This is a genomic window from Heyndrickxia shackletonii (genome assembly GCF_001420715.1).
GTDB lineage: Bacteria > Bacillota > Bacilli > Bacillales > Bacillaceae_C > Margalitia > Margalitia shackletonii.
This window is the reverse complement of record NZ_LJJC01000004.1, coordinates 758,559-782,189: the sequence shown is the minus strand read 5'-3', so window position 1 is coordinate 782,189 and position 23,631 is coordinate 758,559. Positions and strand designations below refer to the sequence as shown.

At 36.9% G+C, this 23,631-nt stretch carries 24 protein-coding genes and 2 pseudogenes; 7 read left to right on the top strand and 19 right to left on the bottom strand.

Annotated elements, in window-relative coordinates:
- Window positions 1-59: 59 nt before the first annotated feature.
- A complete protein-coding gene (locus tag AN964_RS03885) occupies window positions 60-785 on the top strand; it encodes a MurR/RpiR family transcriptional regulator (protein ID WP_055738449.1) in 726 nt (241 codons plus the stop codon).
- Between the two features lie 140 nt (window positions 786-925).
- On the opposite strand, the gene AN964_RS03880 is transcribed toward AN964_RS03885, so the two are convergent.
- Window positions 926-1,180 (bottom strand): hypothetical protein, encoded by a 255-nt coding sequence (locus AN964_RS03880; RefSeq protein ID WP_055738448.1) that lies wholly within the window; start codon window positions 1,178-1,180, stop codon window positions 926-928.
- Window positions 1,181-1,240: 60 nt separating this feature from the next.
- Window positions 1,241-1,951 (bottom strand): GNAT family N-acetyltransferase, encoded by a 711-nt coding sequence (locus AN964_RS03875; RefSeq protein ID WP_152982348.1) that lies wholly within the window; start codon window positions 1,949-1,951, stop codon window positions 1,241-1,243.
- 464 nt (window positions 1,952-2,415) lie between these two features.
- Between AN964_RS03875 and AN964_RS03870 the strand changes: the two genes are divergently transcribed.
- Window positions 2,416-2,736 carry a hypothetical protein gene (locus AN964_RS03870; RefSeq protein WP_055738446.1) on the top strand — a complete coding sequence of 107 codons (321 nt, stop codon included), beginning with the start codon at window positions 2,416-2,418 and terminating at the stop codon, window positions 2,734-2,736.
- 362 nt (window positions 2,737-3,098) lie between these two features.
- Here AN964_RS03870 and AN964_RS03865 read toward each other — a convergent pair.
- The 8 genes and pseudogenes from AN964_RS03865 to AN964_RS03830 all read right to left on the bottom strand — a co-directional run.
- Window positions 3,099-3,488, bottom strand: a pseudogene (locus AN964_RS03865) (DoxX family protein); the annotation flags it as partial.
- A 252-nt stretch (window positions 3,489-3,740) separates the two neighbouring features.
- Window positions 3,741-4,205: a DUF8821 family protein gene (locus AN964_RS03860; protein WP_055741126.1), complete on the bottom strand. Its 465-nt coding sequence runs from the start codon at window positions 4,203-4,205 to the stop codon at window positions 3,741-3,743.
- Between the two features lie 22 nt (window positions 4,206-4,227).
- Entirely contained in the window at window positions 4,228-4,707 is a 480-nt protein-coding gene (locus AN964_RS03855) for a GyrI-like domain-containing protein (protein WP_055738445.1), read from the bottom strand.
- Between the two features lie 278 nt (window positions 4,708-4,985).
- Window positions 4,986-5,624 carry a DUF3885 domain-containing protein gene (locus AN964_RS03850; RefSeq protein WP_302466628.1) on the bottom strand — a complete coding sequence of 213 codons (639 nt, stop codon included), beginning with the start codon at window positions 5,622-5,624 and terminating at the stop codon, window positions 4,986-4,988.
- Between the two features lie 30 nt (window positions 5,625-5,654).
- Window positions 5,655-6,685 (bottom strand): annotated as a pseudogene (locus AN964_RS03845) (IS1595 family transposase).
- 242 nt (window positions 6,686-6,927) lie between these two features.
- On the bottom strand, window positions 6,928-7,335 hold the full coding sequence (locus AN964_RS03840) for a hypothetical protein (RefSeq protein WP_055738444.1): 408 nt from the start codon (window positions 7,333-7,335) through the stop codon (window positions 6,928-6,930).
- Window positions 7,336-7,581: 246 nt separating this feature from the next.
- Complete coding sequence (locus AN964_RS03835; protein WP_055738443.1) at window positions 7,582-7,977, bottom strand: VOC family protein; 396 nt, start codon at window positions 7,975-7,977, stop codon at window positions 7,582-7,584.
- A gap of 254 nt (window positions 7,978-8,231) precedes the next feature.
- Window positions 8,232-9,224 carry an aldo/keto reductase gene (locus AN964_RS03830; protein ID WP_055738442.1) on the bottom strand — a complete coding sequence of 331 codons (993 nt, stop codon included), beginning with the start codon at window positions 9,222-9,224 and terminating at the stop codon, window positions 8,232-8,234.
- 137 nt (window positions 9,225-9,361) lie between these two features.
- Between AN964_RS03830 and AN964_RS03825 the strand changes: the two genes are divergently transcribed.
- Complete coding sequence (locus tag AN964_RS03825) at window positions 9,362-11,134, top strand: SgrR family transcriptional regulator (RefSeq protein ID WP_055738441.1); 1,773 nt, start codon at window positions 9,362-9,364, stop codon at window positions 11,132-11,134.
- Between the two features lie 257 nt (window positions 11,135-11,391).
- Here the strand turns inward: AN964_RS03825 and AN964_RS03820 are convergent, their stop codons facing one another.
- Window positions 11,392-11,949, bottom strand: coding sequence for a hypothetical protein (locus AN964_RS03820; protein WP_055738440.1), 558 nt, complete (start codon window positions 11,947-11,949; stop codon window positions 11,392-11,394).
- Window positions 11,950-12,495: 546 nt separating this feature from the next.
- The gene (locus tag AN964_RS03815) at window positions 12,496-13,440 is read right to left on the bottom strand and encodes an aldo/keto reductase family protein (protein WP_055738439.1); all 945 of its coding nucleotides are present in this window, start codon (window positions 13,438-13,440) and stop codon (window positions 12,496-12,498) included.
- 488 nt (window positions 13,441-13,928) lie between these two features.
- On the opposite strand from AN964_RS03815, the gene AN964_RS03810 reads away from it, so the two are divergent.
- The gene (locus AN964_RS03810) at window positions 13,929-14,405 is read left to right on the top strand and encodes a DUF2798 domain-containing protein (protein ID WP_055738438.1); all 477 of its coding nucleotides are present in this window, start codon (window positions 13,929-13,931) and stop codon (window positions 14,403-14,405) included.
- A 345-nt stretch (window positions 14,406-14,750) separates the two neighbouring features.
- Here AN964_RS03810 and AN964_RS03805 read toward each other — a convergent pair whose 3' ends face one another.
- Together AN964_RS03805 and AN964_RS03800 are read right to left on the bottom strand one after the other, a co-directional pair.
- On the bottom strand, window positions 14,751-15,149 hold the full coding sequence (locus tag AN964_RS03805) for a nuclear transport factor 2 family protein (protein WP_055738437.1): 399 nt from the start codon (window positions 15,147-15,149) through the stop codon (window positions 14,751-14,753).
- 42 nt (window positions 15,150-15,191) lie between these two features.
- On the bottom strand, window positions 15,192-15,656 hold the full coding sequence (locus AN964_RS03800) for a DinB family protein (RefSeq protein WP_055738436.1): 465 nt from the start codon (window positions 15,654-15,656) through the stop codon (window positions 15,192-15,194).
- A gap of 189 nt (window positions 15,657-15,845) precedes the next feature.
- Here AN964_RS03800 and AN964_RS03795 point away from each other — a divergent pair, with 189 nt between their 5' ends.
- Window positions 15,846-16,757, top strand: coding sequence for a LysR family transcriptional regulator (locus AN964_RS03795; RefSeq protein WP_055738435.1), 912 nt, complete (start codon window positions 15,846-15,848; stop codon window positions 16,755-16,757).
- Window positions 16,758-16,874: 117 nt separating this feature from the next.
- Here AN964_RS03795 and AN964_RS03790 read toward each other — a convergent pair whose 3' ends face one another.
- A complete protein-coding gene (locus AN964_RS03790) occupies window positions 16,875-17,492 on the bottom strand; it encodes a LysE/ArgO family amino acid transporter (RefSeq protein ID WP_055738434.1) in 618 nt (205 codons plus the stop codon).
- Between the two features lie 133 nt (window positions 17,493-17,625).
- Between AN964_RS03790 and pdxR the strand changes: the two genes are divergently transcribed.
- On the top strand, window positions 17,626-19,077 hold the full coding sequence (pdxR, locus tag AN964_RS03785; RefSeq protein WP_055738433.1) for a MocR-like pyridoxine biosynthesis transcription factor PdxR: 1,452 nt from the start codon (window positions 17,626-17,628) through the stop codon (window positions 19,075-19,077).
- 317 nt (window positions 19,078-19,394) lie between these two features.
- On the opposite strand, the gene AN964_RS03780 is transcribed toward pdxR, so the two are convergent.
- Complete coding sequence (locus AN964_RS03780; RefSeq protein WP_055738432.1) at window positions 19,395-19,934, bottom strand: NAD(P)H-dependent oxidoreductase; 540 nt, start codon at window positions 19,932-19,934, stop codon at window positions 19,395-19,397.
- A gap of 252 nt (window positions 19,935-20,186) precedes the next feature.
- Here AN964_RS03780 and AN964_RS03775 point away from each other — a divergent pair, with 252 nt between their 5' ends.
- Complete coding sequence (locus AN964_RS03775) at window positions 20,187-20,552, top strand: winged helix-turn-helix transcriptional regulator (RefSeq protein WP_055738431.1); 366 nt, start codon at window positions 20,187-20,189, stop codon at window positions 20,550-20,552.
- A gap of 442 nt (window positions 20,553-20,994) precedes the next feature.
- On the opposite strand, the gene AN964_RS03770 is transcribed toward AN964_RS03775, so the two are convergent.
- The 3 genes from AN964_RS03770 to AN964_RS03760 all read right to left on the bottom strand — a co-directional run bounded on the left by AN964_RS03770 (window position 20,995) and on the right by AN964_RS03760 (window position 23,475).
- Window positions 20,995-22,071 carry an alpha/beta fold hydrolase gene (locus tag AN964_RS03770; protein WP_244885858.1) on the bottom strand — a complete coding sequence of 359 codons (1,077 nt, stop codon included), beginning with the start codon at window positions 22,069-22,071 and terminating at the stop codon, window positions 20,995-20,997.
- 280 nt (window positions 22,072-22,351) lie between these two features.
- The gene (locus AN964_RS03765) at window positions 22,352-22,678 is read right to left on the bottom strand and encodes a hypothetical protein (protein WP_055738430.1); all 327 of its coding nucleotides are present in this window, start codon (window positions 22,676-22,678) and stop codon (window positions 22,352-22,354) included.
- Window positions 22,679-22,698: 20 nt separating this feature from the next.
- Window positions 22,699-23,475, bottom strand: a complete 777-nt coding sequence (locus AN964_RS03760) for an SDR family oxidoreductase (protein ID WP_055738429.1) — start codon at window positions 23,473-23,475, stop codon at window positions 22,699-22,701.
- Between the last annotated feature and the right edge of the window lie 156 nt (window positions 23,476-23,631).

The following is a 23,631-nucleotide window of genomic DNA, read 5'->3' as shown; positions in this document are numbered from 1 at the left end:
TGTGAATTGTGTTAAAATGAGGTTACTAATCTTCTAGATACAAGGAGAATGGACATACTATGTTTTCAAGCGAAGTGATTAGTTCTTTCAATGAGTTAGAAACTTCAATATACCATTTTATTTGTCAAAACAGCGATAAAGTAGCTTATATGCGAATTCGTGAATTAGCAGATGAGACCCATGTATCGACAGCAACAATATTACGTTTTTGTAAAAAAGTAAATTGCGAAGGTTTTTCTGAATTTAAAATAAAACTGAAAATGCATTTGGGCGAGAATAAAAAGCAGATAATAAAAAGTGCTCAACATTCACTCGTTGAATTCTTTGAGCGGACCTTAAAAGGGGATATAAACGAAAAAATTAAGGATGCGGCAATTCAGGTTGCCAAAGCAGATAATGTCATTTTTATTGGAATCGGCAGTTCTGGTATTCTCGCGGAATATGGAGCAAGGTATTTTTCTAGCTTAGGGAAATTTTCGATGTATATTAAAGATCCTCTCTTTCCTATTCAATCTAAACTTATGTTTAATAGTGTCACCATTGCATTGTCTGTATCAGGAGAAAACAGTTTTACAGTGACACATCTTAACCAACTTAAACAAAAGGGAAGTAAAATTATTAGTATTACCAACAATAAACTTTCTACCATTGCAAAAATCTCCGATATTAATATTCCCTATTTTGTAACCGAGGAATTTAATGAAGGAGCAAATATTACTACACAAGTACCTGTTGTCTATATTCTGGAATCTATGGGCCGTGAAATACATAAACTTAAACAATAACTTACCATTCAGAATGAAAAACGCTTTTGCCTAGAAGAAAAAGTTCCACAACTGCAATAAGATTTGAATCTGCATTTTCACCGATTACAAAATAGCATCAAACCTTCTTCTAGGCTTAATGCTATTATTTACTTAATTTCTTATATCCACTCTTTTCCATATTCATTCCCTTTTTTAAATACTAAAGCATTTGAAATCTCGTTTTTTTCTATAAAACGCCACCCGTTTACTAAATATCCGTAAATCCCATTTACTTCCTCTGTTCCTTTTACCTCATCTATTTCTTTATTTTGAAAAATCATTTTAGACATAGCTACAGCTAACGGAATGGGGTTTCCTTCTTGAAAAATCACATCTTTTTTTTGAACTATAAAGAAAGATAATAGGAATAACATTAGTATTGTTATAAGAAAAGACCTTTGATTTTAACATATCATCCACCCCCTCTTTTTTTATCAGCTAAAATGTAAATCTACGCCATACTGCTTTAGCCGTAGTTTTCTTGCAACAGCTTGAGATGAAAGATTATTCCAAGCAGTACTATAAAGAGCAATTCGACCCTGACTTTGCACCTCGGCAGCCCACGCAGTACAAACCTCCAAAGCGTACCCCTTCCCACGAAAATTCTGAGCAGTATGCAAACTCGCTTCAGCAGCATCTGAAGTTTGTCTTGCGCTGCAACACAATGATACTGCAACTTGATTTTGGACAACTGCAAACATCGGTTGACCATTTTTGACGTCATCGAAGTAGTCAGGAAAATGATGTTCTAATAGTCCGATATTTTCATGCGTAATCCTTACTGCATGCGTAGAAGCTCCTCTTAATTCAGGGAATACATACGCAGGTCCTGCATAGACATTCTCTATTGGTCTATCTTTACTTAAAACGCTAATAATTTCAGCCAAGTTTACTCTATTAGGCGCATCCACCCATGGGGATTTTGCAACAATCCGTTTTAACTCGTCTTTAACATCTTCATGAAGTGCCTGATGATATCTTTCGACAGTACCTTGGTTTGTGATGCCGAGGAAGATTCGAGGTGCACTCTTAGTTCCAGGTTCGTTAATCCATGTCATCCCACCGAATTCATCGTGGTTAAACAGAACGTTTACTTGGAGTTCCATTAATTCATAATCAGAAAGCATAAAATACCTCCATATCACTTTGATGTGCCAACATCTTCAAGCTTATTCTTTGCTAAACAACATTCTAATGTTTTATATTCGTTATTTCCCATTTGCCCGTTACTCTGCTTTTTCTGAGTCAACGTGCACTTTCTTGCTTTGATTGTTACCGTTGCTATGCTTTTTCTGCCACAACGGGCACATTCATTCCTTAATCGTTACCGTTCTTCGCCTTTTTCCAGGTGCAATATTTATTGCTGAGTTTTAAAGATGTCCTAATATCTCTTTTTAGACCATTTATTTGTAGATTCTCATGTTTAAATATTTCTCTAAAAGCTTTAATATCCCTTCTTCGCACTAAACTGCTCGTTGGAGATTAATAACATAAACCTTTTTTGAAAAATCTCTATTCTATTTACTTAAGTCGTAAAAATCCCTTTCTTATCACCTAGAGCACTTTGATAGTAAAATGATATATTATTCTAAAAAAGGAGGGGAAGTTAATGAGATATTTCTTTTCTGTAATTATTGTTGTATTTTTCTTAATGGGATGTAGTTCTTCTACATCTTGGGCGTTTGAATTTATAAGATACAATGACGTAAATTATAAAGTTACTAATGAAGAAATTAAGAGTAAGAATCTCGGGGAAAAAATTGGAGAGGTGAAGTACTACCTTAAAAAAGAACAAGACGGTAAAGATATGTCTTCAAATATTTATCCGAAAGGAACGGAATTTTATCGGATTAATGGAATAGATAAATCAGATGCAATAGCCGTCAAAGATGATAATGGGAAAATAATAAAACTTGTGGCTGATAAATAGTAATTGCAACATGAGAAAATATTAATCTCACAAAAGTATTCAGCACAACTTAAGAAAAATAATGGTTTTTTAAGTTGTGCTATTTTTATTAATCATTTTAAATTACGGGACCTTTCTGTTTGTAAAAGAAACTTGTAGAGTTAAAAATGTGGAAATCTTCTTGGAAACATGCTTAGCGTTGTAAATACGGATTTACTACGTTACAGAAATTTCAATATTAAATAGCTTAACAATATTTTTAAGATGCAGTGTCGATAACATATTAACTCAAGTGTAAATCTATATTACTCAGATGCATTGATTCTTTTGAAGACTAGACTTTGTCTTTTTGCATGTTTTTCAGTATTTAGAAGCAAACTCCCTAAGATTCGGCTTTGCGGTCTTAGTACCCATGAAGCGATGTTGAGTGCAGCATATGAAAGCGGAAGAATAATATTAAACCCATAATCACCATAATCATGAGCAAACACATGAGATAAAGCCGCACCAGTCATTAAAAAGAAGATTCCAGCGTGAACCCATTCTTTAAGCCGTGGAAAGCCTGGCACTACAAGTGCGATGGCTCCGAGTACTTTCCATATCCCGAGAATAGTCAAGATGTATAATGGGTAACCAATATTCGTCACTAACTCCACGTTTCCTCCATATTGCATGAGTTGCCCGATACCACTTAACAAAATAGCAAATACAAGTAGTGAGGTGACTGTCCAGTAAGCAATCTTTTTCCCTTTTGTTTTCATCCTTGATCCCATCCTTTAATCATTAATTTAAAAATGAATTACCATCTGTTCTTACAATTCTTCACATGCTTGAAAAGCTATTCTTCCATTTGACAACAAATAGTATCCTGTTTATCTATTTTTTTAGATATTTGACAAGTTAGCAAAAAAAAGTAATCAACGAAAATCTCTGCATCCATTGCGTTTGCAAGCTAGTGAAAGCTATTTTTTACCTAGTGAGAAAATAGCTTTCACTAATTTCAATGATGAAAAGGCACTCGGGATTTAATATTCTCCTTTAATCACAAAATACGATCCCCGAATGGTTCCAGCTAGTTTTGATTTCTGCCTAGCAAACTTAAACTTCCCTTCTAACTCTTTCGGTACCTCCATCCCCTCAGAAAGCTTAAAACCAACAGCTCGCTTCTTAGGGTCATCCACCGTATACATAACGTTGACCGAAAGACCATCCTCATAAAAGACATAGGCTATTTTGATATTTTCCACTTGAAAACGTGACGTTTCTAAAGGTTTTGCCGCAAACTCAATATCACGTTCTTCTTTCAAAATTCGGTTCACATAATCAAGGGTCTCCTGACTTTCGTTAGCTGGCACAACCGTGAATTCATGCTTGTATTTGTTCATAAAGTAACGGGCTTCATTAGCTCGTAAACCAGCAAGCGCTTCTGCTACAGGTGAAGTCTCTAAACCAACCGTAGACACATTTTTAAAATCAACAATATAGGACAATTCCGTCTCTCCTTTTATCATTTTATTTCCTCACAACAGGAATCCACATTTCACCATATACTAAGCCGTTTCTCTGCCCCATCTCCACCATTGTATTTGGCCCGCCAACATAGGCAAAATCCTTTGCTTCCGGCAAGACTTGACCAAAGGCAATTCCAGCAAGCTTATTACTTAACTCATCTGCTGTGTTCCCTTCCCCTTTCACAACTAAGTATTCCCCCTTAGGAAATTCGATAATTCTTGATGCTTCTGGTAATGTTTCCTCTGTCATGACACCAGCATAATGCATCATCTTGTTATTCACCGCTTCGTTCACGGCAAAAATGTAGTCATTTGTTGCTACCGCCTTTAAAGTGTCAAGTGTTCCATCTTGGCTGACGGTCTGCCAAAAGTCTGCCTTTTCCTTGTTTATGCCAGCAAAATCAGTGTAATGGCTTTTCAGCTCCGTTCCAATACCTAAAACAGTAAAGCTGTCTTTTTCTTCTAGAATATAATTTGTCATATTCAAAACCTTCCTTTTTTTTAATTTATCAAATGACTTTTTCTCCTTCACTTGATGGTTATATCATAACCTTTAATCGTGTCAAAAAATGATACTGTTTAGGAGCCTTATGAAAAAAGCATATCCTGTAACTCGCCGTAACCTTGTGTCTAACTTTTTGGGTCCCTTCATCTTTGATCAACGCAATCTTTTTATTAAATAGGCTCTGTTAAATTTTAATGGTGATTTTTCCATAAAAAAATGGGAGACGCTTGTTTAGGGCGTTTCCCTTAAATAATTCAATTAAATACCTTATCAATTTCAGGTCTGTCATAGTCTAAAATCCAATCATTGTGTTTATTATAAATATCTTTTATTGTAGCGGGGGAAGTTGCCAATAAATCACAACCTCTGTCATCGTAAACGTGAAAGATAGTTTTCCTATTGATATTGATGAAGTAAACTCTGTGAAAAATGCTCGGTTTCAAACCCAAGTCTTGATTACAGATTGCCTTTAACAACGGAACATATTTAAAATCTGATGTTTTGCATTTTAGAGTAAATCTGTGAGTTTTGTATGTGCCTTCTTCATCATCTTCTGGAAAAATATAAGGCAATGCTTGATGTTTCAATTTAAATTGCATTGATTTATTTACATATTTAGGAAAATTATTTAACTGATGTTTAAGGTTTTTCCCTTTATCAAAATCATTGACATCCATCACGACAAAAATATCCTCAGTTGGAGAATGTAGGGATTCAAATAAAGTAATTGCCCTCTTATAACACCCCAATACATATGGGTTGTTTGGATAATCATATTCTCTTTTCCACTCTACACCAAGTTCAAAACGAATCCCAATATCCCAACTATAAAATAAAGGTGGTCTAAGCTCTAAATTGGGGTAATTTTCGTGCATAAAGTCATTTAACTGCATTTCAACACCTCATAGTTACTATTTATCGGCTCAACTGACCTGAAATTTGGACTGACGTAAACTATCATAAGTCTCTGTCATTTCAAATACAAATGATGTTAGCAGAAGTTCTTTAATGTGTTGCTTTGTGCTTTCGTTACTACGACTATCTATAAACAAGAACCCAGCAAGGTAATTGTCGAGATATTTTGTAGCGACACCTTTAAAACGGTCAAGCCATTTTTTCATTCGAGAATGAAAGCTGTTCACGTTTTGAATATGATATAAGCCTTTAATAACGTACTTTCCATCATCTGACTTAATTCGGTAATTCTCCAATCCTTTTTCTTTCGCATAGGTTTTGTAGGCTCTCCAAGCATTAGTTACAAGCACATTGTCGGATGATAGTTTAGAACCAATGATTTTTTCAACTTTTGGCTTCACAATACGACCCATACAAGAAACTTTGGAGACAGTTGCTTTTGTACGGTCTCTTGCGACAAGAACGCAAACTTGTTCGTGGCTGATTCCTCTGTGTTTGGATTTTCCTCCACGTTTACGAGGCTTCCGTTCTGTAATGCCACGTTGCCCTTTTTGCGAGTAAAAGAAATAGGTCTCGTCAACTTCAACGATACCCTCAAAATGGTCAAAATCCATTTGTTTCAATGCGGATAGCAGTTTATGTCGCCAGTAAAAAAGCGTAACCCAAGTAACCTCTACAATTTCAGCCGATTTTCGCAAGGAATAACCTTTGAACATACAATCCACAAATGTAATCCATTCATCACCTTTTCTGGTGCGATAAAGGACAGTATTAGTAGTATCGGTAAAAGTTTTACGGCAACTTTTACAACGATAGCGTTGACGACCTTTTACCTTGCCGAACCGAACAACGTGTTCAGAAGAACAATGTGGACACTCAAACCCATCTTTAAAACGAGTTTCCCGCATTTCGTTAATTAGCCGACCACCGACAGAAGAGGTAGGGTCAACATAGCGTTTAACCCATTGATATATTCGTTCTTTTTTAGTATGGGGTAATTTGTCGATATACTTAACAAGTTACTAAACGCTTTGTCCATTTCAAATCTATTCTCGAACGTTTGTTCTTATGTTGATTATATCAAGGTTTTGGACAATCATCAAATATCAACATTTATCTTTAACAGAGCAATTAAATAAAAAAACTGCCTATTATGGCAGCAGATTTAAAAAGCTTATATTTTTGTTGCTTTGAAATAAAGTTTGATCCAAAATATCTCGTATATCTAAAAGAATCCATTTTGAAAAAAGATTGAGCAAAATAGCACTTTATAAAAGTTAATCATTTTGCACCTATGTTGTTCGATAACTCCACCCTTTTTTTGAAAAATCCCCAAGATGCATATCCTTTAGATAAAAAATAAGCAATGATTGTCAGGACAGCCAGGCTGCCATCAATCAATCCAATAAATCCTGCCCCTTCAGCATTGTCTTTCATAAGAACTAAAGCAGAGACCGTCATGGCAAGTTTATGAAATATTACCAGTTCCCATATTCCAACATAACGGGTCGGGTTAAAAGCTAATAATGTAAAAATACCTGCAAAGACAATAAACCCAAGCAATCTCCATAGTTCAACAATCTTTTGATTAGTTGAGGCTGCGACAACATTTTCAAAACCGCTGATGAAAGCAATGATTGCACTCAAAGCACAAAACAACATGATCCATCGTGCAATTTTTACTGCCATTGAACGACCTCCTTTTTAAATCAAATACCATGCATAAATCTACATTCAACTTCTGTCCTAAAACACTCGGTTTTATTTAACAATCTAGCTCTTAACGAAATAATGAAATAACCCTACTGCTACACAACACTTCCATAATCTATTTACCGAGGATAAGGTATTCTTTTCCTTTTCAATATATATTCACTTCATTAAGTATCTATATCCAAATGGTAGTAGAACAGTATAATTTATTAACTTGCTACTTTACGGTTTAGTAATCATCCATGTAACACCGAATTTATCTACAACTTCTCCATAGTATGCGCCCCATGGCTGTAAAGCAAAAGGATACTTGGCTTCTCCCCCCTCACTAAGCTTGGTATAAGCCTCTCTTGCTTCAGATTCATTATCGTAGGTCAAAGCAAGACTGATACTTCGGCTGCCGGATACCGGTACAAAAGAATCGGAGATCATCAGCATATTGCTTCCAGCTACCGTCAAAGCAAGATGCATGACTTTATCCTTCATCGCCTCCGGTGTACCTGGAGCCTCACTAAATGTTCTAAGTGATTGAATTTCTCCTCCAAGTGACTCTACATAAAAATTAGCTTGATTCCTTGCATCCTCCGACATCAAATAAGCGTTTAATTGTGCTCCCATATTTTTAACAACCTTTCTATTTAAAATTGCCTTTCTATCAATACAACGAATATATATTGATGAAATCGACAAGGAAAAAATTTATTTTTAAAATTTTTTACTTCTTGAGTTGGTCCTCTAAATAAGCGCTCATAACCAATATTCTAAGTTCTTATGAGAATCCGTCCTTCGATCTTATCCTCTTTACTATCCATGGACATCATCCTTAACCCTTTTGAGCATGGTTAGTGTTCCCTGGGACCTGGTTATTTTAATTAACTGTTAGAAGTCCGACTAAATCTTTCTTGCATGCGTGTCGGATATTCATCGGGCAGACGGCTGACGTGATCCAAATGCTCCCACTGTTCCTTGGTTAACGCCCAACCAACGGCACCCATATTCTGTTCGAGTTGAGAAAGGGAGCTTGCGCCAACGATTGGGGATGTGATTCCCTCTTTACCCAACAACCAATTTAATGCCACTTGTGAAGGCAATTTTTCCGTTTGACGCGCAATGTCATTTACCGCTTCTACAATTTTGAAATTTCTCGGAGTAAACTTGTTATTGATAGCAAATTCGCCATTTAACTCCAATGAGAACCGGCCGAAATCAGGCTTGTCCAGAGAACTGTATTTGCCCGTTAGTAAACCTCCGCCCAGTGGACCCCATGCGATAATACCAACATTTTCATCGAGGCATAGTGATATGTGTTCACGATCCATCTCTCGATTCACTAAACTATATTGTTGTTGGATGGAAATGAATCGGATATAATTTTTCGCATCACTGTATGCAAGTGATTTCATCAGTTGCCATGCGAGATAATTGCTGCATCCAATGTATCTGACTTTGCCGGACGCAACGAGATCATCCAAAGTCCTTAACGTTTCTTCAATCGGTGTCAATTGATCCCAGACATGCAACTGATATAAGTCAATATAATCGGTATTCAACCGTTTAAGACTTGCATCAACGGAGTCTAAAATGTGCTTTCTGGAATTGCCTCTATCATTAGGGCTACTGCCTGTGCTCAATCCAGCCTTGGTTGCAAGAATGACCTCTGACCTTCGTCCTTGAATGGCCTTACCGACAATTGTTTCAGCATTACCATAAACATCCGCCGTGTCGATGAAGTTACCGCCTGCATCCAGAAAATGATGCACCATTCGAATCGATTCCTCTTCGCTGGCTGGATCTCCAAACATCATCGTACCTAAACACAATTCCGATACAAGCAGTCCACTATTACCTAATTTTCTATATTTCATATCATTTTCCTCCTTTAATAGTTCAAAAGCGCTTTCCCTTTTCCTAACATAGTTATAATTTTATATTGTAAAAGAGGAATAAAAAGGGTAGGATTTAATCAGAAATTTCACCTTTTTTAAAAAGGAGGGGGGAAAAGATGATATCCTCCGAACAGTATTTAAGCATCTTGTTATCACTGCCGACACTTCCGAAAAAAGGCGAGACTATTTCAGTCACCATCGGCGAATTGGCGAATGTTCTGTACTGCACCCCACGAAATGTCAAACTGATATTGCGCAAATTAGCAGAGGACGGATTTATTCAGTGGCGAGGCGGGGTTGGTCGAGGACATCCCTCACAGATGACGCCTTTAAGGGATTTTAATGAAGTAGCAGTCGGGCACTTTCAGGATTTATTGGTGAAAGATAAAATAAAAGAAGCCATGAACATCCTCTACCTTAAAGATCTTCCCCTGCCTTTACGTCACAAGCTCCACCGTTTCCTTGAGAACCGATTTGGATTTCAGGTGGAACGCGCTAATGCCACTACAGTCGATGTGTTAAGGGTCACCATGAGACGTAAACCGGACTCTCTGGACCCAGCATTTGTATCCACCTCGACAGAAGCCTTTTTGCTTCAACAAATATGTGACACATTGCTGGTGTTCAACCCAAAGGAAAAAACATTCATACCGGGACTTGCACATTCATGGGAAAGCAATGACGATGGGAGCCAGTGGACGTTTTATTTGCGAAAAGGGGTCCGCTTTCATAACGGAAAGCTTCTGACATCCAAGGATGTATTATATACATTTCAAAGACTTCAGGAATTGCAATCTCCGTCACGGTGGCAGTATGAAGAAGTGATCCATGTTGAAATACCATCAGACTTTATCATAACCTTTCATTTACGCCAGCCTAATTTATTGTTTCTCCATTTTCTCAGTTCCTTCTATATGTACGTCCTTCCTCATGACGTCACTTTCTCTTCAAGTGGCATCATTGGAACAGGGCCGTTTCGAATGACTGAATTTACAAATCAAGTGCTTGTCCTGGAGGCATATGAGGATTATTTTCGAGAGCGGGCGTTGCTTGACCGGGTTGAGTTGTGGTTTGTTCCTGAAGACATCCAGGATGATCTTTATCAGCTTCCCGATTGGAGCGGGCAAGGAGAGAAAAAGGCAGCCGAAATTGAATATTTAATGGATGGCAGTCAATTTGTGGTATTCAATTTCAGAAAAAAAGGAATCCATCACAACCGATATTTTCGAAAAGCGATGAGACTAATTTTTGATCGGTTATCGATCATCGAAGAATTGGCAGAGAATCGCATCTCCCCGGCGAACAGCTTTTTGCCCGTTAAAAGTAAACAGGCCGACTATGAGCGGTCACCGATTGACTTGGCAAAGAACTATCTTAGGGAAAGCGGGTATTCCGGCGAAACATTAAAACTGTATTATTTGGACAAAAAGGAATTCGTAGATGATGCCCGGTGGCTGCAACAGCGCTGTGAAGCTGCCGGATTGACTATAACCCTACACCCCATTTCCTTTGATAATTACTATTTAACAAATGCGGATGAAGAAGCCGATTTGCTGATCATTTGTGAATCGCTTGAAGATGATACGGAGTGGGGTTATCTCAATTTGTTTCAGAATGAATCGAGCTTCTTGCGAAGATTTTTGAGTGATAAGCAACATTCGTGGCTGGATGAATTGCTTCTCCAGTTTGTTCAAACACCTTCCGCGGAGGAGCGAGATAAAATTATTGATAAAGTTGAACAGAAAATTCTGGATGAGGAATGGCTTTTATTTGGCTATCACATGAATAAGATTTCTCGGTATCACCCTGCACTCAATGGCGTATCATTTGATTCTTTTGGGTGGATCAATTTTTCAAAGTTATGGATTAGGAAAGACATGCAGGGATAACACTGAGCCAGGGACGTGGAAATCACAGAAGAAATTGATGATACTTTAGAAATTTTTACGAACAATAGTTTACCAATCTATTAAATTGTAATTAAAATCCTAGGCTTGGGTTTGGTACAATACCATATTCAAGCCTAAAAGGGTTACTTTTTAAAAGATATGATTGTTCAACTAAAACCCCGTTTAGTTGAATAAGACCTTTTAATCTTTAAAAGATTATCAGTTCAAGGCCCCCATATTACACGTATTCCAATGAGTTAAAATTCATAAGGATAATCTTTTGGCGGAATAATAGCAGGTTTACCTTTAAAATCAACAAATTTGTTCTTTGATTGAAAATAAACCACTTTGGCACCGATAAAATTATCTTGGTCGTTTGAGGTCACTTGCCCTCCGTAAATAATTACCCTTTTTTGATTCAGATCCATAGAAGGCATTGTTTTTATAATAAAGGAGTATATTTTTCCGATTTTGTATGGGTTTTTCGCTCCAGATGCTGAATTTTGAAATGCTTTCTCTACAAGTAAATTTAATACTTTTTTTCCGTCTCTATTCTTTTTAATCCCTTTAACAGTTCCTTGTAGATAATATAATCTTGCTCCCAGTTGAACCCATTTCCCATCTTTTCTAAGAGGCAGCTTGGATGCCCCATTCGATTTATTATGGCTAGTCTTAGTGGTGGTATTATTATTGATTGAAACCTTGGATTTGCTTTTTTCCTTGTTTGCCTTAATGTTATCATTCGACATATTGCTTGAACTACAACCCACTAAAGCAAAAACTAAAATTACGGACATCACCAAAATTTTTCTCAACAATTAGCCTCCTTTAATAATCATTTTATATATATATATTTTACCATATACTAACAAATGTCCTGTTTTATATAATAGTTTTTTCGATGTATTTGAGCTTTCCCACTAGTTCCCCATCTATTTCCCTTCTTCAACAAACCTGCCGCGGTTGCTTATTAATAAAAGGCTCTATTATTTTTCATTGTTGATTTTCGTTTAGGTATGAGAATTCATAGGCGGAGAATTTCCGGCTAATGCATATAAGGGAGGCTTAAGAAGCAGATATAAGCGGAAATATTCCGATTAACTTCTCTAAAATAGGACAAAATCCAAGGATTTGGATAAGATAACCGGAAAACCTCCCCTTATTTTTAGGGAAATAGGAGTATTTCCAAATTTAAACGGAAATTTTCCGTTTATTTTTCAAAAGGTAAAATCAACATTCAGTTATAACAGACCCTAACAAAAAAAAGGATTGCCGCAGCAACCCTGATTCTTTGACTCTTGCACTCTTTAGTCTAACAAGAACTCATAGTGAAAAGGTATTACCTAATTTTTTACAGATCCTTATCTTAAAATATCCTCAATTCGAGCGAGTGTTTCATCATTTAACTTTACACCTGATGCTTTTACATTTTCCTCTATTTGTTCAGGGCGGCTCGCCCCTACAAGAGCACTGGAGACATTTTGTTGTCGCAAAATCCACGATAGTGCGAGGGTGACAAGTGACATGTCATTGTCGTTGGCGACCTCTTTTAGTAGTTCCACTTTATCGAGATTCTCCTCCGTTAGTAATCCAAAAAGATTACTGTATTTTTCTTGTGATGCACGGCTTCCTGCAGGTGCCTGAGAACCCTTCTGATATTTACCAGTTAAAAGACCTTGGGCAAGAGGAGACCAAACGACTTGGCCAATACCATGTTTTTCACATACTGGGATGATGTCCTTTTCAATATACCGTTCAAGCATGCTGTATTGTGGCTGATTCACTACAATTCGGTCAAGGAGCTTTTTGTCTGCAAGATGCACCGCTTCTGTAATTTGCTCAGCTGTCCATTCACTAACCCCGATATATAATACTTTTCCTTGGCGCACAAGGTCATCTAAAGCCCGCAATGTTTCATCGAGTGGCGTTTCCTGATCAAAACGATGACAATAATAAATATCCACATAATCGGTGTTCAGACGTTTTAGACTCGCATGACATTGTTCCATTACATGTTTTCGGGATAACCCACGATCATTCGGCCCATCACCCATTGGCCAGAATACCTTTGTGGCTAAAACGTAGGAATCACGTACGTACTTCTTTAGGGCTTTTCCGACTACAATTTCTGCTCCCCCTTGCATATAAACATTGGCAGTATCAAAAAAGTTTATCCCAAGGTCATAAGCCTTATCAATAGAAGCTGTAGCATTTTCTTCCTCCACATAACCACCATATGTAAGCCAGCTCCCTAAACTTATTTCACTCACTTTTAATCCTGTTCTTCCTAAACGACGGTATTCCATGTTCATCCCTCCAAATAATTTCGTGACACAAAATAAAAATACTATATGTTTTGTCTTATACACTTCCATCCAAACAGTTAGCTCTTTTCCATTTTTAGTTTTCAGCGTTACCGTTTATAAATAGAAAATTTCCCCATCCTAATGTCATCCCAATTTATATCCACGGCTTTTATTCCCAATCTTTTTGGTGGAGATTGCAAACACAAAGCTGTATAATCTGTGGATTTCCCAGTTGTTTATATTGGCTGTTGGTATGTATATGCAAAACAAATGATAAGTAAAACTAAAATACTATTCACTATCGTATAAAAATGCAATACGACAACATCTCTAAAAATCCTGCTTTGGATGTGGAAAATCTGCGGGCAGACGATCACCCGAAAAACACAGACTAGTTAGACTAATATAAAGTTCACAAACATGTCACTTATGCGAAAAAAATTGAACCTATATAATTACATTATTCTCTGAAAGAAAGGATGTTTTAATTGCCAAATAATAAAAAAGAGGGCATAATTTTCGGGTTATTTATGTGTTTTGGAATGGTTCTTATTATGTCTGTTTACAATACAATTTTACACGGAGTTTCATCTTTTACAGTTGGTAGAGGAATTGTTCAATTTGTCATAATATTCCTCCTTGCTTTTGTCACGGAATCATTAGTAGAACCGAGAGCACGCAAAATTGCATTATCTCTCCCTTATGAAAAATCTAAAGAACTCAACTTTATTGTGGCGCTTGCTTTTTGCATGGTCCCTATGATGGTTCTTATTATGTCGATATATGGACTTATTTTAACGGCTATTATGACAGGAATTGAAGGTTCCGTTTTCAGCGCATACATTAAAACTGTTGGTTTAAACTTTATCGTGGCTCTTCCATCGCAATTACTAATTGTTGGACCAATATCACGTTGGCTTTTGACTAAATACATTAAACCATCTACGCAACATCTCAATACCTAAAAACAAGCAAGCTACTTTTTCGTAGCGTGCTTGTTTTTAGGTAAAACTTAATACACATTCATATGCTATGGATTAGTCCATTATTTCCTGTTTAAAAACTAACCTGAGCACGTTCGTATAATCAAGGTATCCGGGGTAGAACGTACCTGCCCGCAGGACAAAGATCTCGTCGAGCAAAATACGCCTTTCTTTAATACATTAAGCAGTTTTTTTGTTTCTTACTTTCACTCCCTCGGTAGGATACGAATATCACTCGTGTGCTCTCTTATTCGCAGAAATTCTCATAACCCTTGAAATTGTTTTTTTATTAATGATAATCCCCCTATTAATGCTTACCAGGAAAAATTAATCTACTAAAAATGCTGCCTCCAAGGCCCCAGTATCTTCAAAACCACGGAAATACTTAATCTTGCCATCTTCCACTTCGCAAACCACGGCCCAATAGCTTTCAAACATTTTTCCGGTAGGACGGATCAGATGCTTAAATCTTCCCCAAGCTAAAGCTGTGGTTTCATCAGCAAGTACCTTATTGATTTCGAATTCCTGGGTATCTAGATCTTTCTGGAACTTGGATAATAGCGTCCTTACACCCTCTACCCCGTAATAAGTCCCATAAAAATGGTGTCTATCTGACTCCTTCTCGAATGCAGCGATAAACGTAGCGTCTTTGTGTACATAACTGAGGGCCTTATCCATATCCACTAAATTGTGGAAGTATTGAAGTAGGACTTGATCCGGTTTCATATAGCATCAATCTCCTTTTTTAGAGCTGGCATGTTATTACCTTTATTGGATTGCTTTAAGCTGGCTCGAAATAACCCCAAGATGTATAGCCTCATGCATCAGAGCGAAGTTAAACAACTCCCCGGAGGACACGAACTGGAATGGTCCCATGATAAATGGTGATTCCAGATTCATATCCAACATTTCGGGTGTTAGCTCTGAGAAACAGATAAGCTGAGCCTTTAATTGTTCAAGCAGCTCTTCTTTCGAGGGTGGCGTAGTAGTCCATTCCGAAGGTTTGGTTCCGGACCCAAATAGCATTTCGTATTCAGTTGGAATGTCAGATTTAAGTCCGAATGATAACTGCGAGTATTTATCCATCCAGTACACTATGTGACCTAGATTCCAGCGAATCGTGTTATTGAAACCTTTCGCTTGAATATCAAATTGATTTTCCGAAATGTTCTGAAGCTGACCAATCAAGATTTGACGTAGAACCTTTCCAGTAGTAATAATCGATTTTTCCATAATTAAAATTCCTCCCGTTAAATTGTTTTGCTTTCACATCTAAAGTGTAACTTTCTCTTCAACAAGCAACAATCACGAGATTCCGATTTAATTAATCGGTTTCAGTAATGATTAACTGGAATAAAATAGGTCATCTATTATAATAAAGAATGAAGATCAATTATTAAAAAGGGGAAGGGGAAGTAGGGGATGGAATTTAGACAGCTTGAGTATTTTGCCGCAGTTTGTAAGGAATTGCATTTCACAAGGGCGGCCGAGAACCTATGCACGACACAGTCTAATTTGAGTCAGCAGATTAAATTTTTGGAAAATGAGCTCGGGATGCCCTTGTTCGACCGTATTGGCAAGCGGATTGCATTGACAGAAGCAGGAAAGATCTTGCTGGAGCAAAGTGAAATCATTTTCGATCGTATCGACTATATAAAGGGAGCGATTACCGATCTGAAGAGAATGGAAGGCGGCATGCTAGACATTGGGATTCTTCCAGGAGACGGAGATTTGCTGTTTGATACATTGTTGATCAATTTCCACCGTACATATCCCAAACTTTCCATTAGCGTTACGGAAACCGTGGATGTGTATGAACAGGTTGTCAACGGAACAAGGGATCTAGGAGTTACCATTGTCCCTACGAATCCTGATCCTCGCATCTCAATCATCCCTTTGTTCCATGAGGAGTTTGCTTTGGCTATTCATTCAGATCACCCCGTTGCGAAGTCAAAGGCGATTCCCTTTGAACAATTACAGCAACTTAAACTAGTAATGTTCGGTCCCGAGCACCAGATTTCAAGGGTAGTTCATTCTAGTTGTAAAGAAAAAGGGATTACTATAGACAATTCCATTGTAACCTCAACGTTATCAACACTTCTGTCTTTAGTTGAACAAGGAATAGGAGCGGCAATTCTTCCGCGACTGCTGCTTGATTACCTGAAACGTGATAACATTTCTGCCGTATCGCTACTCAATCCTACACCAAGTCAGGATATTTGCATCATCTATCGAACGGACAAATTTATGGGGAAAGCTGCAAAAATATTTATAGACGAATTGCAGTCTTTCATACAAAGTGTAGAGGATCTTTCTAATCGATCGTTGGGGTAATAATATGTAGAGCAGGGGCATGTTGAGATAGTAATGTGTTTTATTGCAAGTAAATCCCGTTTCAACTCCCCTGCCCTTTTAACGAGTACATTACTTCACTACAACCCAAAACTCGTGCTATTTACTAATTAAAGTAAACAAAAGATATACTGCTGCCCCCCACATTACTAGGGCTGATATTTTATTTAATATCAACAAAAATTTTCCGGATTTATCAAGTTCTCCACTTATTCGACCAATCAGTGCAAGCCCCAAAAACCAAATCCATGAAACCAATATACAAGCAAAAGCAAAGATTACTTTATCTTCCCCTTGGTATCTTAATGAACTTGTTCCGATTACACCTACAGTGTCCATGATGGCATGAGGGTTGAGTAAGGAAACTGAAGCTGCAAACAATACTTGTTTCTTTAAAGAAAATTTATTCGCACTTACTTCCCTTTCACTACTTGGTTTACTATTCCATGTGGTCCATCCCATATAGATTAAAAAAATACAACCTGCCCCAATTAAAATCATCTTTATCCAGTACGAGCCTAAAATAACAAATGAAACACCCAAAACAGATACTAGGATTAAGAGAGTATCACACAAAGAAGCTGTTATGATGACTGGTAGCGCATGAGCAAAACGTCGCTGAAGTACCCCTTGATTAAAAACAAAAACATTTTGGACACCAAGAGGAAGAATCAGCCCTAATGCAAGAATAAAACCATGAAAAAATGCTTCTAACATCTATGTTCTCCCTTTCTTATATAGGATTCAACGAATCTTATTTTATTTTGAAGTTTTGCTTTTGTCTCCAACCAATTGGATGGAATCCAAACCAACCAAGTAATATAATAATTAAAAAAGGAGAACCATCTTGATGTTTAAAAGCGATTGGAAGCCAAATAAGTCATCGTCAGTACCATTACATAAACAAATAACTGATTATATTAAAGAAAAAATATCCAATGGAGAGTGGACCTTAGGATATAAACTCCCACCTCAACGTACTTTAGCAAAAGTTTTAGAAGTTAATAGAAGTACAGTTGTAACTGCTTATGAGGAATTAATAGCTGAAGGACTTATTGAGGGAAAAAGCGGCAGTGGAACAAAAGTAGTAAATAATACTTGGAACCTGCTAGCTACTACTCCTCCCCCTGATTGGAATTCATATGTAAGTTTCGGAACGCACAAGCCAAATTTGCCAACGATTCATGAAATAAATCAAGCGGAATTTTCCCCTAACATCATTCGTTTGGGAACCGGTGAATTATCGCCACATCTGATTCCTAGTACATCTATGAAAAAAGTATTCCATCAATTGTCGAATAAAGAAATTTCTTATGGCTATGAAGAGCCAAAAGGGTTGCTGCCATTAAGAGAACAGATAGCTAACTATTTAAAAACAATAGGAATTCCTGCTTCACCATCATCCATTTTAATCGTATCAGGTGCATTACAAGCTCTACAGCTTATTAGTGTTGGTTTATTGCATAGGGGTTCTACCGTATTAACAGAAAAGCCATCGTATCTTCATTCATTAAATGTCTTTCAATCAGCAGGTATGCATCTAGTGGGCATCCCGTTGGATAAAGAAGGAATTCAAGCCAATCTGATTCAACAATATAAAAAACAGCAAAAAGCTGCTTTACTCTATACCATCCCTTCCTTTCATAATCCTACTGGAACTTTAATGACATTGGAAAGACGCAAACAATTACTAGATATTTGTCATCAAGAACAACTACCTTTAATTGAAGATGATGTATACAGAGAATTATGGTTTGATGAAAATCCGCCAAAACCAATAAAGGCTTTTGACAAACATGGACTTGTACTTTATTTGGGGAGTTTATCTAAATCTTTAAGTCCTGGTTTTCGTATCGGTTGGATTGTTGGTCCAGAACCAGTAGTGGAGCACTTAGCAGATATTAAAATGCAAACGGATTACGGTTCTAGCTCTTTATCTCAGTGGGCTGCAGTAGAATGGCTTTCCAGCGGACTTTACTATGAACATCTTCATGAAGTCAGACAACAACTGAAAACTCGCAGAGACTTTACTTTAGATACTTTGAACAAGTATTTTTCTGACATTGCAGTTTGGGAAAAACCAACTGGAGGATTTTATATTTGGTTGCGTTTGTTACCGTCGCTCTCAATGAGAAGATTATTTGAAATGGCACTTACAGAAGGAATATTACTGAATCCGGGAAATGTTTATGATAACCAAGCTGATCAATATCTCCGGATATCCTATTCATTTGCCTCTCTTTCGAATATAGAGAATGGACTTAAACGTTTATCAAAAATTGTAAAAACGATAGCAAAATAATGGCTTATATGGAAGCATGGAAGTTAACAGCTCGTGTAACAATACAACTAAGATTTTGATTTAAAGTAAATGGTTTCATGGTCTCCTTCTTAGCATTGAAATAAAGTTTGAGCAAAAATGCCTTACAAACTACATATTACAATAAATAATAGCAATCCATTTTGAAAATAGGATTGATCAAAATGGATTGTTATCTAGCAGGAATATGAATTACCTTTTTCTACCTAATTTCACATAAAGTGTCTTATGGTATTTAATAAGTTATACATTACAATGGTAAGAGCTTTCCTTTCATTGCATTATTAGGAACTTGGAGATTAATGGACCAGCACACGTATAAAAGTTTGGATATATTCCGCATACTTTTTAGCCTCTTGCTCAAGATATTCATCCGTGCATTCGTTTGCACTATAGGTGACGAATGCAGGAAGATAAATTCCATTACATTTGGTAATCGTTCTTTGGATAGGTTTTAAAAATTCACTGATCGTGAACCAATTGTCTCCGCCCGCTCGATAGCAATTTTCGGAACCTCCCGTCGTTGTAGCAATGATAAACTCTTTGCCTTTCAAACTATCTCCTCCTGGTCCATATGCCCGACCAAACGTCAATACATCATCGAACCACTTTTTTAAAAGAGGAGGGCAACTATACCAATAGAACGGGAACTGAAACACAACCCGGTCATATTGAAGCAGCAATTGTTGTTCTCTTTCCACATCAATATTCCAATTGGGATACTCCTGATAAAGGTCGCGAATATAGATATTAGTTTGATTTTTCAGCTCTCGTACTAACGCCCGATTGGCCCGGGAATTATTTAGATTGGGATGTGCAGTGATAACCATAATTTTCATAACGATCATCCTTTCTCATTTTTCGTAGCATCATGAACTACACCCCTATTATTGTGCGGAATTTCAGTTTTGCAAAGTACCCTTTTTTTACAGACTAAGTCCTGTGAAACGTACCATAGACGACGTCTGAAGTCGGCAGGTAGTATGGTAAAACGTACTAAGTATGATAAATCATCGTACTGTTTTCATTCTGGATACTCTGATAAAATTACAACTAACAAGGTAAAGATCATGTGATTGGGAGATGGTAAGATGCAAGAGGAGATTCGCGATTCTTATAAGACACAAGGAATATTAGCCACTCTGCAGGTGATAGGAGGAAAATGGAAGCCACTCATTTTGTTTATTTTACTGCATCAAGGTACAAAGAGATTCGGGGAATTGAGACGTCTGCTTCCGAATGTCACGCAAGGTATGCTCACTAATCAACTTCGTGAGATGGAAAGGGACGAACTCATCATACGCCGAGTGTATAAAGAGATTCCACCCAAAGTGGAATATTTTTTGTCCGATCACGGTAGAACGTTAGGTTCCGTTTTGACCGAAATGTGCGAATGGGGATTTAAACATATCGAATTTATGGAAAATGCGAATGAGGACGACGCGAACACCCTTTGATCTCAATGAAAAAAACTCTGATGAAGAAATCTTTTTTCGTTCCCGTAAATACCCATTTTATTTCGAACTTTTTTATCAGAAATCAGCATAACTTCTTTCCCAAGCTTTTTATTACAAAGCTTAAAGTTCACATTATCGTAATGAACTGCAAATCCTGACATTGCATCAACACTAAATAAAAGTTATTATTTTTTAATGAAAAAAACTCCAATCCGCTGATGGGAATGGAGTAGAGATAAGATCATTTTATCATTGTTGTTGATTTATGAAAAAATCGAGGTAAACCATGCTAGCAAACCCTAAATAATCGATATACGGTTCCATATTCCTCCACTTACTTGAATAAAGTATATACATAACATTCTCTCCTATCTTTCTTCTTTATTCACTGATACTAGGGTGGGTGAGTTTGGCGGATTGCAATAATTTCCCAATCATCATATCAAAGTGGATCTGAACGTTGAGGCAACCATTCTTCCAGATAATCTGGAAGTTTGTTATTTTTTACAAATAAATGAGTGTGACCGCCTTGGAGAAGTTTATACGTTTTATCCTGACTTGAAACGAGATCTATAATAGGCATGCTTTGTTCCTTAGGGACAAGATGATCTAAGTTGGAGGAAACAACGAGAAGGTTAGCCTTAATATCGCTTAGATTAACCTTTTTCTCACGGATCATAAGTTCCCCTTTGATCAACTTATTTTCCTTTACAAAATCATTGATTAATTGTTTCATTGCGCCCCCAGCAAACGGAATATGTTCTTTTGTCCACTTATTAAAAAGTTTCCACCTAAGTACATAGTTTGGATCATCAGATCGATTTAATAAAGATAGATAATGACTGAAATAAACTGGTGATGTAAGTAATCTTACCCCAAACTTTACAAATTCCGCTGGGATGATTCCATAAGCATCAATAAAATCATCTACATTTATAGAACCCGCTCTTAACGCTTCAACCCATTGGTCATATGAAGGAAAATACTGAAAATCAATAGGAGTAACCATTAAAATTAAATTTTCGATTGGTTCGTTAGATATTGCCGTATATACTGCTGCTAAAGTTCCTCCAAGACAATAACCAACAATACTTATTTTTTCAGCATTAGAGTGATGAATTGCCCTTATTACTCCTCGCTGGATATAATCTACTATATAATGGTCGACAGTGATATCACTATCTTCCTCTCTAGGAATCCCAAAATCTAATAGATAAACATCGAAGCCATTTTCAGTAAATGATTGTATAACACTCTCATTAGGTAATAAATCTAATATAAATGGTTGGTTCACTAGGGAATAGATTAAAAATAATGGAGTTTTATACTTCTTCTGTGAGGAAGGATAGTACCATAATGTAGCCTTGTTTTTTTTCCAGATTGCCTCCCTTGGTGTAGGGTGTTGCATTAATTCACTGTCTGTCCAATGGTTGATAAAGCCTTTCCACCTTAGAGATTCTTTACTTAAATTTATATTTGCTGTATGCAAGCTATTTGGATAATCATCCTTTTTATCCACAGGTTACTTCATCTCCTTTATGATAAGAAAAGCGCAAGCGCCTTGCTCATCGGCGTACGGATTTCGTAGTCTTCGACTGAGATAAAGGAAACACAGTGAGGTAGTTCACGAACTGATGTTGACTTATCGTAGGGAGGAGACGGAGAAATCCGCTAGCCGATAGGCGCTGGTGAAATTTGAAGTGCCAATTTCACTTGGAGCTAGACAAGGTTGAATTTGTTAAGTAATTTGTATGTTGAAACATTTTATATTTTCTTATCCTTTAAAAACAAGCAGTCTATTACCCATTTTTTAAATTCTCCACTTGTTGCTGAAGTGAAATTACCTGATCTTCCACCTTATCTACTTTTTCTTCCACTTGTAACACCAATTTACCTATATTCGTAACGTCTTTTTTCGATGGTATATTTAAATGAGTGAACAAATGCCCCATCCTATTTTGAACACATTTCATTGCATGGACATAATACTTGCCGGCAATGTTTGTTCCTTCCATGATTTTCTTGTGATTAAGCTGATCTTTAATCCAATTATTTATTTCTTGCTCCACTTTAAAGCCAGCTAGTTTCATAGCCTTATAGAGTTCTACTTGCTCGTTATTCTCCACTGCTTTTTTCTCCTTTCTTACTAGACTAAACTACTTATTCCTCCATCCATGACTAAAACATGTCCAATCATATAATCGGATGCGCTTGAGGCTAAGAAGACAGTTGCTCCGTGTAAGTCTTCTGCCTTTCCGAATCTTCTTGACGGTATTTGACTTAGAATATATGAGTTAGCTTTATCTATTACCTTTTGACTTATTTTAGTAGGAAAGAATCCTGGTGCGATGGCATTTACTTGAATATTATGACGTGCTAATTTAATGGCCAAATCTTTTGTGAATGTCATAACGGCACCTTTACTCGTATTGTAGGCTATCGTATCTAATAATTCTGGTTGTGTGCCACCAAATCCAGTAACAGATGCGATATTAATAATTTTTCCGCTCCCTTGCTTTATCATTTCCTTTGCTACAGCCTGACTAAAAAGAAATACTCCCTTTACATTCACATCCATGACTTTGTCCCATTTTTCCTCAGGCAATTCTAAAGCAGGCCCAATCCACGAAGTTCCACTATTATTAATTAAAATATCTATCTTTCCAAACTCTTTGATCGTTTCCCTGACTACATTTTCAATTTCTTTTTGGTCAGTTACATCGCATTTAAAAGCTAATGAGCCAACACCACATTTTTTTAACTGATCAGCAACTAATTGGCATGCTTCTAAATCTCGTGAACATACAACAACATTTGCTCCAGCGCTAGCAAGTGCACTAGCCATTTCTGCACCTAAACCCTTTCCTCCGCCTGTAACAATAGCTGTTTTACCAGATAGACTAAAAAGATCATTTATCCCCACATACATCATCTCCTTATACAAAGAATTACAAGAATGCTTTAAACACAGAATCTTTTCCGTCATATTTTAAATTCTTTATATTATAGTAAAGTTGAATGAAGGTGGTGCACGAAATGATATTTCTGTCTTAAGCATATTTTTTATTGCATAAGAACA

What these genes read in the sequence shown, in the direction of transcription:
- AN964_RS03885 (WP_055738449.1), top strand. Translation starts at nt 60, where the DNA reads ATGTTTTCAAGCGAAGTGATTAGTTCTTTCAATGAGTTAGAAACTTCA.
- AN964_RS03880 (WP_055738448.1), bottom strand. Translation starts at nt 1,180, where the DNA reads ATGTTATTCCTATTATCTTTCTTTATAGTTCAAAAAAAAGATGTGATT.
- AN964_RS03870 (WP_055738446.1), top strand. Translation starts at nt 2,416, where the DNA reads ATGAGATATTTCTTTTCTGTAATTATTGTTGTATTTTTCTTAATGGGA.
- AN964_RS03855 (WP_055738445.1), bottom strand. Translation starts at nt 4,707, where the DNA reads ATGACAAATTATATTCTAGAAGAAAAAGACAGCTTTACTGTTTTAGGT.
- AN964_RS03850 (WP_302466628.1), bottom strand. Translation starts at nt 5,624, where the DNA reads ATGCAGTTAAATGACTTTATGCACGAAAATTACCCCAATTTAGAGCTT.
- AN964_RS03840 (WP_055738444.1), bottom strand. Translation starts at nt 7,335, where the DNA reads ATGGCAGTAAAAATTGCACGATGGATCATGTTGTTTTGTGCTTTGAGT.
- AN964_RS03835 (WP_055738443.1), bottom strand. Translation starts at nt 7,977, where the DNA reads ATGGGAGCACAATTAAACGCTTATTTGATGTCGGAGGATGCAAGGAAT.
- AN964_RS03830 (WP_055738442.1), bottom strand. Translation starts at nt 9,224, where the DNA reads ATGAAATATAGAAAATTAGGTAATAGTGGACTGCTTGTATCGGAATTG.
- AN964_RS03825 (WP_055738441.1), top strand. Translation starts at nt 9,362, where the DNA reads ATGATATCCTCCGAACAGTATTTAAGCATCTTGTTATCACTGCCGACA.
- AN964_RS03815 (WP_055738439.1), bottom strand. Translation starts at nt 13,440, where the DNA reads ATGGAATACCGTCGTTTAGGAAGAACAGGATTAAAAGTGAGTGAAATA.
- AN964_RS03805 (WP_055738437.1), bottom strand. Translation starts at nt 15,149, where the DNA reads ATGAAACCGGATCAAGTCCTACTTCAATACTTCCACAATTTAGTGGAT.
- AN964_RS03800 (WP_055738436.1), bottom strand. Translation starts at nt 15,656, where the DNA reads ATGGAAAAATCGATTATTACTACTGGAAAGGTTCTACGTCAAATCTTG.
- AN964_RS03795 (WP_055738435.1), top strand. Translation starts at nt 15,846, where the DNA reads ATGGAATTTAGACAGCTTGAGTATTTTGCCGCAGTTTGTAAGGAATTG.
- AN964_RS03790 (WP_055738434.1), bottom strand. Translation starts at nt 17,492, where the DNA reads ATGTTAGAAGCATTTTTTCATGGTTTTATTCTTGCATTAGGGCTGATT.
- pdxR (WP_055738433.1), top strand. Translation starts at nt 17,626, where the DNA reads ATGTTTAAAAGCGATTGGAAGCCAAATAAGTCATCGTCAGTACCATTA.
- AN964_RS03780 (WP_055738432.1), bottom strand. Translation starts at nt 19,934, where the DNA reads ATGAAAATTATGGTTATCACTGCACATCCCAATCTAAATAATTCCCGG.
- AN964_RS03775 (WP_055738431.1), top strand. Translation starts at nt 20,187, where the DNA reads ATGCAAGAGGAGATTCGCGATTCTTATAAGACACAAGGAATATTAGCC.